13 protein-coding genes are annotated in these 9978 nt (G+C 58.0%); 4 read left to right on the forward strand and 9 right to left on the reverse strand.

Going from position 1 to position 9978, the window contains the following annotated elements; genetic code table 11:
- The 5 genes from GVL50_RS27815 to rplU all read right to left on the reverse strand — a co-directional run.
- Positions 1–198 (reverse strand): CreA family protein (locus tag GVL50_RS27815; protein WP_178124228.1); only part of this gene is annotated, 198 nt, incomplete at its 3' end.
- Positions 199–208: 10 nt separating this feature from the next.
- Positions 209–1327 carry a glutamate 5-kinase gene (gene proB / locus GVL50_RS27820; protein ID WP_053123978.1) on the reverse strand — a complete coding sequence of 373 codons (1119 nt, stop codon included), beginning with the start codon at positions 1325–1327 and terminating at the stop codon, positions 209–211.
- Positions 1328–1464: 137 nt separating this feature from the next.
- Positions 1465–2688 carry an Obg family GTPase CgtA gene (gene cgtA / locus GVL50_RS27825; RefSeq protein WP_159815771.1) on the reverse strand — a complete coding sequence of 408 codons (1224 nt, stop codon included), beginning with the start codon at positions 2686–2688 and terminating at the stop codon, positions 1465–1467.
- Positions 2689–2881: 193 nt separating this feature from the next.
- Positions 2882–3139, reverse strand: coding sequence for a 50S ribosomal protein L27 (rpmA, locus tag GVL50_RS27830; RefSeq protein WP_003176049.1), 258 nt, complete (start codon positions 3137–3139; stop codon positions 2882–2884).
- 34 nt (positions 3140–3173) lie between these two features.
- Positions 3174–3488 carry a 50S ribosomal protein L21 gene (gene rplU / locus GVL50_RS27835; protein WP_003176051.1) on the reverse strand — a complete coding sequence of 105 codons (315 nt, stop codon included), beginning with the start codon at positions 3486–3488 and terminating at the stop codon, positions 3174–3176.
- Positions 3489–3728: 240 nt separating this feature from the next.
- Here rplU and GVL50_RS27840 point away from each other — a divergent pair, with 240 nt between their 5' ends.
- The 3 genes from GVL50_RS27840 to GVL50_RS27850 all read left to right on the forward strand — a co-directional run bounded on the left by GVL50_RS27840 (position 3729) and on the right by GVL50_RS27850 (position 5648).
- Positions 3729–4697: a polyprenyl synthetase family protein gene (locus GVL50_RS27840; protein WP_053123982.1), complete on the forward strand. Its 969-nt coding sequence runs from the start codon at positions 3729–3731 to the stop codon at positions 4695–4697.
- 144 nt (positions 4698–4841) lie between these two features.
- On the forward strand, positions 4842–5183 hold the full coding sequence (locus GVL50_RS27845; protein ID WP_008078556.1) for a zinc ribbon domain-containing protein YjdM: 342 nt from the start codon (positions 4842–4844) through the stop codon (positions 5181–5183).
- Between the two features lie 207 nt (positions 5184–5390).
- Positions 5391–5648, forward strand: coding sequence for a hypothetical protein (locus GVL50_RS27850; RefSeq protein ID WP_053123985.1), 258 nt, complete (start codon positions 5391–5393; stop codon positions 5646–5648).
- 52 nt (positions 5649–5700) lie between these two features.
- On the opposite strand, the gene GVL50_RS27855 is transcribed toward GVL50_RS27850, so the two are convergent.
- The 3 genes from GVL50_RS27855 to GVL50_RS27865 all read right to left on the reverse strand — a co-directional run bounded on the left by GVL50_RS27855 (position 5701) and on the right by GVL50_RS27865 (position 7369).
- Positions 5701–6318 (reverse strand): FKBP-type peptidyl-prolyl cis-trans isomerase, encoded by a 618-nt coding sequence (locus tag GVL50_RS27855; RefSeq protein ID WP_159815772.1) that lies wholly within the window; start codon positions 6316–6318, stop codon positions 5701–5703.
- 122 nt (positions 6319–6440) lie between these two features.
- On the reverse strand, positions 6441–6746 hold the full coding sequence (locus GVL50_RS27860) for a DUF6482 family protein (protein WP_053123987.1): 306 nt from the start codon (positions 6744–6746) through the stop codon (positions 6441–6443).
- A gap of 134 nt (positions 6747–6880) precedes the next feature.
- Positions 6881–7369, reverse strand: a complete 489-nt coding sequence (locus GVL50_RS27865; protein ID WP_053123989.1) for a TIGR00645 family protein — start codon at positions 7367–7369, stop codon at positions 6881–6883.
- A gap of 159 nt (positions 7370–7528) precedes the next feature.
- On the opposite strand from GVL50_RS27865, the gene GVL50_RS27870 reads away from it, so the two are divergent.
- Positions 7529–9358 carry a hypothetical protein gene (locus tag GVL50_RS27870; protein ID WP_159815773.1) on the forward strand — a complete coding sequence of 610 codons (1830 nt, stop codon included), beginning with the start codon at positions 7529–7531 and terminating at the stop codon, positions 9356–9358.
- Positions 9359–9394: 36 nt separating this feature from the next.
- Here the strand turns inward: GVL50_RS27870 and GVL50_RS27875 are convergent, their stop codons facing one another.
- The gene (locus tag GVL50_RS27875; RefSeq protein ID WP_053123993.1) at positions 9395–9709 is read right to left on the reverse strand and encodes a hypothetical protein; all 315 of its coding nucleotides are present in this window, start codon (positions 9707–9709) and stop codon (positions 9395–9397) included.
- Positions 9710–9978: the final 269 nt, after the last annotated feature.

The following is a 9978-nucleotide window of genomic DNA, read 5'->3' on the forward strand; positions in this document are numbered from 1 at the left end:
ACCCTTCACCCCGCCCGTCTTGGCGCGCGACAGGTAGCAGGTCACGCCTTCGACCTTCGGATCATCAAACGCTTCGACCACGATCCGGTCGTTCGGGCCGACGAATTTGAACACTGTCGACACCTGACCGATTTCCTCGGCCGAGGCCAGCAATGGCATCGCCATCAGCAGGCCCAACAATCCTTTTGCTAAACGCATCGAGTTTTCCTTACACCAGGATCAGGTTGTCACGGTGAACCAGTTCTGGCTCCGCCATGTAACCGAGCAAACCGACAATCGCATCCGACGACTGACCGATGATTTTTTGTGCTTCCAGCGCGCTGTAGTTGGCCAGGCCACGAGCGATCTCACGACCGTCCGGCGCCACGCACACCACCATCTCACCGCGACGGAAGCTACCCTGCACCAGTTTCACGCCGACCGGCAGCAGGCTTTTGTTGCCTTTGGACAGCGCCGACACCGCACCATCGTCCAGCACCAGGGTACCGCGCGTTTGCAGATGGCCGGCTAGCCACTGTTTACGCGCCGCGAGCATGCCGCGCTCAGGCGACAGCAAGGTGCCGATGCGCTCGCCCGCTTTCAGGCGATCAAGCACGCGCTCGAGACGCCCACCAACAATGATCGTGTGTGCACCGGAGCGCGCAGCCAGACGCGCCGCACGCAGCTTGGTCTGCATGCCGCCACGCCCCAACGCACCACCGGTACCGCCGGCGACCGCATCGAGACTCGGATCATCGGCGCGCGCTTCGTAGATCAACTGCGCATCCGGATTGTTGCGCGGATCGGCGTCGAACATGCCGTCGCGGTCGGTAAGGATCACCAGCAGATCCGCTTCGACCAGGTTGGCCACCAGCGCCGCCAGCGTGTCGTTGTCGCCAAAACGGATCTCGTCAGTCACAACGGTGTCGTTTTCGTTGATGACCGGAATGACTTTCAGCTCGACCAGCGCGCGCAAGGTGCTACGGGCATTGAGGTAGCGCTTGCGGTCGGACAAGTCGTCGTGAGTCAGGAGAATTTGCGCCGTGTGCCGGCCATGCTCGGCGAAGCTTGATTCCCACGCCTGCACCAAACCCATCTGACCGATCGCGGCGGCCGCCTGGAGCTCGTGCATCGCGCTGGGTCGCGCGGTCCAGCCCAAACGGCTCATACCTGCCGCCACTGCCCCGGAGGACACCAGCACCAGCTCGACACCCGCTTCATGCAGCGCCACCATTTGCTCAACCCAGACACTCATAGCCGCGCGATCCAGCCCTTTGCCATCTGCTGTCAGCAAAGCGCTGCCGATCTTCACGACCCAACGCTGCGCACCTGTCACCTTGCTCCGCATCATCTTCAACCTTAGCTTGAGGGCAGCGCGACCCAGCGCTGCCCGTGACGTTATTCGTGGCTATGCCTTACCAACGATCGATTTCCAGATACTAAAACGCCGCTCGATTGAGCGGCGTTCAAGTTTATCGCAACGGATCAGTCACGCACGTAAATGATTTCCGGACCGTCTTCGTCATCTACATCTTCTTCGTCCCAATCATCGTCGCCGATGTCGTGAACCGACTTCACGCCGCTGCGGCGCAGGGCACGCTTGTCGTCCAGCGCCTGCAACTGGGCGCGGGCTTCGTCTTCGATGCGTTGATCGAGGTCGGCCAGCTCTTCCTTGTAAGCCGGATCGGCAGCAAGGCGATCAGCACGATCTTCCATGTAACGCATGATGTCGTGGCACAGACGCTCGGTACCGATCTTGGCGATAGCCGAAATCACGTAAACCGGGCCAGTCCATTCCAGACGACCAACGATCTCCTTGACGCGCTCTTCGTGCTCTTCTTCAAGGATCTGGTCGCACTTGTTCAGCACCAGCCAGCGATCACGCTCGGCCAGGGACGGGCTGAACTTGATCAGCTCGTTGACGATCACTTCTGCCGCGTCCGGAGCGCTGGCGTCATCCAGCGGCGCCATGTCGACGAGATGCAGCAGCAGACGCGTACGCGCCAAGTGCTTGAGGAAGCGAATACCCAGACCGGCACCATCAGAAGCGCCTTCGATCAGACCCGGAATGTCCGCAACGACGAAGCTCTTCCAGCGATCGACGCTGACCACACCGAGGTTTGGCACCAGCGTGGTGAACGGGTAGTCGGCGACTTTCGGCTTGGCCGCCGATACCGAACGGATAAAAGTACTTTTACCGGCGTTCGGCAAGCCCAGCAGGCCAACGTCGGCCAGTACTTTCATTTCCAGTTTCAGGTCGCGCTGCTCACCCGGCTTACCCGGCGTGGTTTGACGCGGCGCACGGTTGGTACTGGATTTGAAACGGGTGTTGCCCAGACCGTGCCAGCCGCCCTGCACAACCATCAACTTCTGACCAGCCTTGGTCAGGTCGCCGATGACTTCCTGAGTGGCGGAGTCGATCACTGTGGTGCCGACTGGCACACGCAGGATCAGGTCTTCGCCCTTCTTGCCGGTGCAGTCAGTGCTGCCACCGTTGGAACCGCGCTCGGCATCGAAGTGCCGGGTGTAACGGTAGTCGACCAGGGTGTTGAGGTTTTCGTCAGCCATCATGTAGATGGAACCGCCGTCACCGCCATCACCACCGTTCGGGCCACCGTTTTCGATGAATTTTTCCCGACGGAAACTCATGGCACCATTGCCACCGTCACCGGCCTTTACGCGAATCGATACTTCATCAACAAACTTCATAACCAACGCCTCTCGCCGTACGGACGAGCCGAAAAACAATCAAGACATAAGACTCTTGCAAAAATGAGCGCAGCGACCCCAAAACACGACCTGCATCGCACGCCGACAGCCCATACAAACAGTTTTGCAAGAGACTCACCCCACAAACGAAAAAGCCCCGTCGCGAGACAGGGCTTTTCCAGCGATTGCGCAATTAAGCTGCGACAACGCTCACGTAACGGCGGTTGAACGCGCCCTTTACTTCAAACTTGATCACGCCTTCGATTTTCGCGAAGAGGGTGTGATCTTTACCCATGCCAACGCCGTAGCCAGCGTGGAATTGGGTGCCGCGCTGACGCACGATGATGTTGCCCGGAATGATTTTCTGGCCGCCATACATCTTAACGCCAAGGCGTTTGGCTTCTGAGTCGCGACCGTTACGGGTACTACCACCAGCTTTTTTGTGTGCCATGAGTCAATTCTCCTAGTGAGGAATTAGGCTGAAATTAAGCCTGAATACCGGTGATTTTGATCTCGGTGTACCACTGGCGGTGGCCCATACGCTTCATGTGGTGCTTACGACGACGGAACTTGATGATGCGGACTTTATCGTGACGACCTTGGGAGATCACTTCAGCCACAACGGTAGCGCCAGCAACAACTGGAGCGCCGATGTTCACGTCATCGCCATTGGCGACCAACAGAACGCGATCAAAAGTAACGGATTCGCCGGTAGCGATTTCCAGTTTTTCGATCTTCAGGTATTCACCTGGGGCGACTTTGTATTGCTTGCCACCAGTAACAATTACTGCGTACGACATGGTATTTCTCCGATAATCCTGCTCACCCAGCTCTTTATAAGAAGAGGTATTGGCTGGCATGGCTGCATAAGGCTGGAAGGCCTGATTGCAATTGCGTAAGGCAGGTGCTGCCCAGGAAGTTCAGGGTGCGCGATTGTACGCAAGCTGTTGAAGTGTTGCAAGAGGCCGTCCATCGCGCCTTGACAGGTCCGGGTGGGGGTCCTAGCATGCCGCGCAACCCTTCTGGAGCAACTGTCTCTGATGCAACCCCAAGCTTTCTACCGCGCGGTGGCGGACGATTTTAACGCCGTCGACGGCATCATCAAGAAGCAGCTGACTTCCCGAGTACCGCTGGTATCGAAAATCGGCGATTACATCACCTCGGCCGGCGGTAAACGCCTGCGTCCTTTATTAGTGTTGCTGTGTGGCAAGGCATTGGGTCGCGAAGGCGACGACATGCGTCTGCTCGCCGCCACCATCGAATTCCTGCACACCGCGACCCTGCTGCATGACGACGTTGTCGACATGTCCGGCATGCGCCGTGGCCGCTCGACCGCCAACGCCATGTGGGGCAACGCTCCGAGCGTGCTGGTCGGCGACTTCCTGTACTCGCGCTCGTTCGAAATGATGGTCGAACTGGGTTCGATGCCGGTGATGAAGATCCTGTCCCAGGCCACGCGCATCATCGCTGAAGGCGAAGTGTTGCAGCTGTCCAAGGTTCGCGACGCCAGCACCACCGAAGAAACCTACATGGAAGTCATCCGCGGCAAAACCGCGATGCTTTTCGAGGCTTCGACGCACAGTGCTGCGGCGCTGGCCGGTGCCACAGCTGAGCAGAGCGAAGCCCTGCGCACTTTCGGCGATCACCTCGGTGTGGCGTTCCAACTGGTCGACGACCTGCTCGACTACAAGGGCGACGCGGAAACTCTTGGCAAGAACGTCGGTGACGATCTGGCCGAAGGCAAGCCGACCCTGCCGCTGATCTACACCATGCGCGAAGGCACGCCGGAACAGGCTGCACTGGTGCGTCAGGCGATTCAGAAAGGCGGGATCGAAGACCTGGAAAGCATCCGCATTGCCGTGGAAGCCTCCGGTTCGCTGGAGTACACCGCGCAACTGGCCCGCGATTACGTGGCCCGTGCGATCAAGTGCCTCGAAGCGCTGCCGGCCAGCGAATATCGGGATGCACTGGTTGAATTGAGTGAGTTTGCGGTCGCCCGCACTCACTGAGATCGCTGTAGCAAGATCAAAAGATCGCAGCCTTCGGCAGCTCCTACAGGGGTTGCCGGGGCTGCGATTTTTGCTTTTGACTGCCTGAACAGCTAAAACCCTATACAATGTGCGACTTTTAGCGATCCCTCCCAAGGAGCCTTAGTGAGCACGTTGCCACCCTGCCCGAAATGCAATTCCGAATACACCTACGAAGACGGTACCCAACTGGTGTGCCCGGAGTGCGCCCACGAGTGGTCCGCCAGTGGCGAAGCCGAAGTGGCCGCCGATGACACCGTAAAGAAAGATTCGGTCGGCAACGTCCTGCAGGACGGCGACACCATCACCGTGATCAAGGATCTGAAGGTCAAGGGCACCTCGCTGGTGGTCAAGGTCGGCACCAAGGTCAAGAACATCCGTCTGTGCGATGGCGACCACGACATCGACTGCAAGATCGACGGCATCGGCCCGATGAAACTCAAATCCGAGTTCGTCAGAAAAGTCTGATTGCGCTGTCATCCATCCCGCGCCAGCCGTGGGATGGAGCTTCACCCTCCCCCGCCGTACCTCAATAAATCCACGCAATAGCCAAACGCCAGCCGTTTTGACCTTACGCAATCTTTACCCGGAAAAAATCAGAATCCGCCAATAGGCGCTTGCTATTTCGATAATAAGAATTATTCTCATCAAACACCTTCAATGGAGATGAGAACCATGACTTATTTGATCGACGCCTGGCTGGATCGCCCACATCCTTACCTCAGAATCCTCCATCGGGAAACCGGCGAGGTCTGTGCGGTGCTTGAAGAGGAAGCCTTGCATGAGCTGCAGGATCAAGGGGATCTGGATGTCAGCAGCCTGAGTTCCAGCGAGCCGATGGTACTGAAGGAGCTGGTGCGCAATCTGTTCCTGTTCTGCTATGCCCGGGCGTTGCGTCCGACCCATGAACTGCATCACAAGATCGAAATATGAAACACGCCACAAACCCTGTAGGAGCAGAGCTTGCTCCTACAAGGTCACGGGATTACAGAACGTCCAGCAGCTCGACGTCGAATACCAGAACGCTGTGCGGCGGGATGCTACCAACGCCTTGCGCGCCGTAAGCCAGTTCGCTCGGCACGTACAGACGCCATTTGCTGCCGGCATTCATCAGTTGCAGGGCTTCGGTCCAGCCGGCGATCACGCCGCCAACCGGGAATTCTGCTGGCTGGCCGCGCTCGTAGGAGCTGTCGAACACAGTGCCGTCGATCAGCGTGCCGTGGTAGTGAGTACGCACCTGGTCTTCACGGGTTGGCTTGGCGCCTTCGCCCTGAGTCAGCACTTCGAATTGCAGGCCGGAAGCCAGAGTGGTGATGCCGTCACGCTTGGCGTTTTCAGCCAGGAATGCCAGACCTTCGCCAGCAGCGGCTTCAGCTTTGGCAGCCGCTTCGGCTTGCATGATTTCGCGGATAACCTTGAAGCTGGCGGACATTTCTTCCTGACCAACACGGCTTTCCTTACCGGCGAAAGCGTCGGTCAGACCGGCCAGGATTGCGTCCAGGCTAACGCCCGGTGGCGGGTTGTTGCGCAGCTGGTCACCCAGCTGACGGCCGATACCGTAGCTGACGCGGGTTTCGTCGGTGGACAGATTTACTTCGGACATGACACTGCTCCGCTGTGCGGACGGCCACAAGACTTGCCGTGCGTGCACAGCGCGTCCCGGCGCGCCCGGAACCAAAAGGGCGAGCAGACTAGCACAGATGCTTCGGCGATGGGACGCAGCGCCTACAGGGCGGAACGCCAGGCCAGCGGTACCTTCAGACTTTCCTCGCCACTGGCGCCCAGGCCACACATTTCATCATGTACCGAGGTGTGTACGAGGTTGAACGGCAGCACCGGAAAGGCATGCAGCAAATCCCGCGCATGCTCCACCGAACGCAGCGTCAGCATGTTGCCCTTGGGATCACTCAGCGGATACGCCGCGCCATGCATGCGCGCTTCGAGCAGATAAATCCCGCCCTCCATGGAGATCAGATTCAGCTCATCGACCTTCCTGGCAATGGCAAACGCATTCAACTCTTGCAGGTTCATGTGCGCACCTCTCGCGGTGGCGAATCAGGACGTCTACAGGGATATGCCCGCGCGCCCCAAAGCACAAGCCACAAACGACACCGCCCGTCTGTTTCGCAACAGACGGGCGGTGTTTTGCAGCGTTCAACAAACGATCAGTGCTTGGTGAGCTTGTCCAGGTAACCCATGGCGAAGGCCGAGATCACGAAGGTCATGTGAATGATCACGTACCACATCAGGTGCTCGGGATCGACGTTCTTGGCGTCCATGAAGATGCGCAGCAAGTGGATCGAAGAGATCGCCACGATCGACGCCGCGACTTTCATCTTCAGCGAAGACGAGTCCATGGTGCCCAGCCAGCTGAGCTTTTCCTTGCCCTCGTCGATGTCCAGTTGCGAGACGAAGTTCTCGTACCCGGAAATCATCACCATCACCAACAGGCCGCCGACCAGCGCCATGTCGATCAGCGATAGCAGTACCAGAATCAGATCCGACTCGGCCATCGCAAACACGTTGGGCAGGATATGGACGATTTCCTGGAAGAATTTCAGTGCCAACGCGAGCAGACCGAGGGACAAGCCGATGTAGATCGGCGCCAGCAGCCAGCGCGTGGCGTACATTGCGTTTTCGATAAAGCGTTCCATTGAATCTCACACTGGGGGCTGGAAATGGCGGCGAGTATACCAGTCCGTCATGACCGCCAGAAACCGTCCTGAATCCGCCGTTTGCGCACGTATGACAAAGAATTTCTGCTAGTGTCCAAACCTATGAAAGCCCAGTGACGTTGGACAGGATGCGTGGAAATGGATGTGCGATTGCCGATAACAACTGCCGGAATTTGCTTCGCGCTGCTGATGAGCGGTTGCTCGCCCGGTGATGAGAAGCACGCGACAAGCCTTGAAGAGAAAACCGCCAAGTTCGAACAGTCACTGGACACCATCACCGATCCGAAACTCAAGGACGCCGTCAGCGAACTCGGCGGCTCATTGCTGTTGCTCCAGCGCGCAAAACAGAAACTCGACAGCAACCCGGCGAAAACCGAATACGGCGAAGACGCCCTCGGCGTGCTCAAGCACTACCCGACCCCGCAGGCATTGGTCGACACCTTTATCAATGGCCTGTTTGTGCTGCACAAGGATTCCAGCTCCGACTACCTCACCGACCTGCAACCGGTGTTCCCTTTCAACCTCAATATTCCCGGCGGCTTCCTTTTTCCTCATGGTGTGGAGTGGCAGTCGGTCACGCTGAGTAACAAACGCGTCATCGGCTACCAGCCGGAATGGTCGGAAACCGATCCGGGCATTCAGCTTAGCCCATCCAGCTCCAACGTCACCAATCCCGATGACCTGACCGTGACCTACCCGTTCATCGACGGTCTGAACGTCGACAAGAAGAGCCTGCCGCAACCGGTCAGCCTGCAAGGCAAGCTCGAAGTCATCGCGCCGCGTCGCCTGTACAGCTTCGATCTGACGCAGAAAGACGTTGGCCAGACCCGCACCAACGACAACCTCAGCGTGAAACTGCTGAAGCTTGAAAAGAATTCCGCCGAAGTCGAATTCAGTAACAGTCAGCCATTGGCCCCGGAAGTGGCTGAGGCGCAGCTCAATCCGATGATCGTTCAGGCCCGCGATGCCAGCGGTCAATACCTGGTGCGTGCCGGCTCGATCAACGAAAGCCCGGAGCAAGTGGCGTTCTACGAAAAACAACTGACGAACCTGCAACAGCAGAAAGCCTGGAGCGATGCGCTGGACAAGCAGCTCACTGCCGAGCAACAGGCGTTCGAGGAAAAACATCCAAAGCGCTACAACAAGGTCTACTTCAACGGCCCGATCGAAACCCTGGAAGTCAGTGTGCTGGATTTCTCTTCGGTGACCGTATCGCGTAAAGCGCTGGACTTGCCGATCCGCGCCTTCAAACAGCACACCACGGAAAAAGCCATTCAGCCGCTGGATCTGCCGGTGACGGTTTACGACGATCAGACGGTGAGCTGGCTCAAGGGCGCGAGCCTGACCGAAGAGCAATTGAAGGCCGGTGTGCGCATCCATCAATCCGTCGAAGAACCGAGCGCCGCACGCATCGAGTTCTCCCACCGCCGCACGTTCAACGATGAATTGCTCGGTGACGATTTCAACCCCGGCGAAAGCCCGGTGACGTTCTTTACCGAGAAGCACAACGGCAAACTCGACGAGCCGATCGAACTGCCGCCCGAGGCGTACCAGGTCGATCCGTTGCGCGCGACGATTACTTACGATTTGAATCTGTTTCCGGAAACCCCGGCGATTGCCGTCGGTTCGATGCCGCTGTTTTTGGCGACTGTGGCCAAGCAGGCCTACGACGAAAAATCGTTGCCCAAAGGGCTGGAGATCAAGAACAACACGCTGCTGGTGGATCTGAAATTGTTTCCGGCCAACGAATATCGCTACTTCGTCAAAGACGACAGCGGCAATTATTTGAAGGAAATTCTATCGGTCAGTCACGACGCCAGTGCAGAAGGCCCGGCGTTAGTCGGCGTGCATTATTTTTATGGTCGCCCGACTCACGTGGAAACCTATCAGCGCACCGACCTCGCCACCGTGCAATATGGTTTTGAGGTCAAACTCGACAAGGCGCAGACGTCCGACGCGGCGCCTTGAGGAACAGGATCAAAAGATCGCAGCCTGCGGCAGCTCCTACAGGGCGCGGCTGCGGCCGCCGTTGATTTGGCGCAGCTGGGCTTGCAGGTGCAGGCTCCAGATTTGCGGATCGTCGGCCAGTTCGTAGCCGTGCAGCGTCAGGCTCTCAACGATGGTGTCGAGAATCGACTCGGCCGCGATCGGCCCGTGAAACGGCCCCTGGGCTTTGATGGCAGAAGGTTGTTCGCCGGCCATACCGGCAGCGAAGAGTAGCGTCCACATGCCGTTATCGCCGGCCAACGGCTTGATGGCGCATTCGATGCGGGTCACAAGACCCAGGCATTGACGGGTGAGGCAGAGGTTGCGCGACATGGCGGCGACCCTCGGTGAAGCCGGTATTCAGCCCCCACGGGAGGACTGGCTCGATCCAGTGATACTGTCGATATCCTTGAGCTGAGAATAGAAGAAAAGTCCGCTGCGCAAGCCAGATAGAACCAGCAGGCGCCGAATGGTCATTGTGTGAAGTTTGACGTCAGAGTAGTGGCGAATTTTGATGTCGTTACACCAAACAAATGTGGGAGCGGGCTTGCTCGCGAAAGCGGTGTATCAGTCAACCAATGTGTCGACTGATACACCGCATT

Source organism: Pseudomonas sp. 18058 (genome assembly GCF_902706155.1).
Taxonomy (GTDB): domain Bacteria; phylum Pseudomonadota; class Gammaproteobacteria; order Pseudomonadales; family Pseudomonadaceae; genus Aquipseudomonas; species Aquipseudomonas rustica.

Coding starts and splice junctions, on each gene's coding strand:
- proB (WP_053123978.1), bottom strand. CDS start 1,327: ATGCGGAGCAAGGTGACAGGTGCGCAGCGTTGGGTCGTGAAGATCGGC.
- cgtA (WP_159815771.1), bottom strand. CDS start 2,688: ATGAAGTTTGTTGATGAAGTATCGATTCGCGTAAAGGCCGGTGACGGT.
- rpmA (WP_003176049.1), bottom strand. CDS start 3,139: ATGGCACACAAAAAAGCTGGTGGTAGTACCCGTAACGGTCGCGACTCA.
- rplU (WP_003176051.1), bottom strand. CDS start 3,488: ATGTCGTACGCAGTAATTGTTACTGGTGGCAAGCAATACAAAGTCGCC.
- GVL50_RS27840 (WP_053123982.1), top strand. CDS start 3,729: ATGCAACCCCAAGCTTTCTACCGCGCGGTGGCGGACGATTTTAACGCC.
- GVL50_RS27850 (WP_053123985.1), top strand. CDS start 5,391: ATGACTTATTTGATCGACGCCTGGCTGGATCGCCCACATCCTTACCTC.
- GVL50_RS27855 (WP_159815772.1), bottom strand. CDS start 6,318: ATGTCCGAAGTAAATCTGTCCACCGACGAAACCCGCGTCAGCTACGGT.
- GVL50_RS27860 (WP_053123987.1), bottom strand. CDS start 6,746: ATGAACCTGCAAGAGTTGAATGCGTTTGCCATTGCCAGGAAGGTCGAT.
- GVL50_RS27865 (WP_053123989.1), bottom strand. CDS start 7,369: ATGGAACGCTTTATCGAAAACGCAATGTACGCCACGCGCTGGCTGCTG.
- GVL50_RS27870 (WP_159815773.1), top strand. CDS start 7,529: ATGGATGTGCGATTGCCGATAACAACTGCCGGAATTTGCTTCGCGCTG.
- GVL50_RS27875 (WP_053123993.1), bottom strand. CDS start 9,709: ATGTCGCGCAACCTCTGCCTCACCCGTCAATGCCTGGGTCTTGTGACC.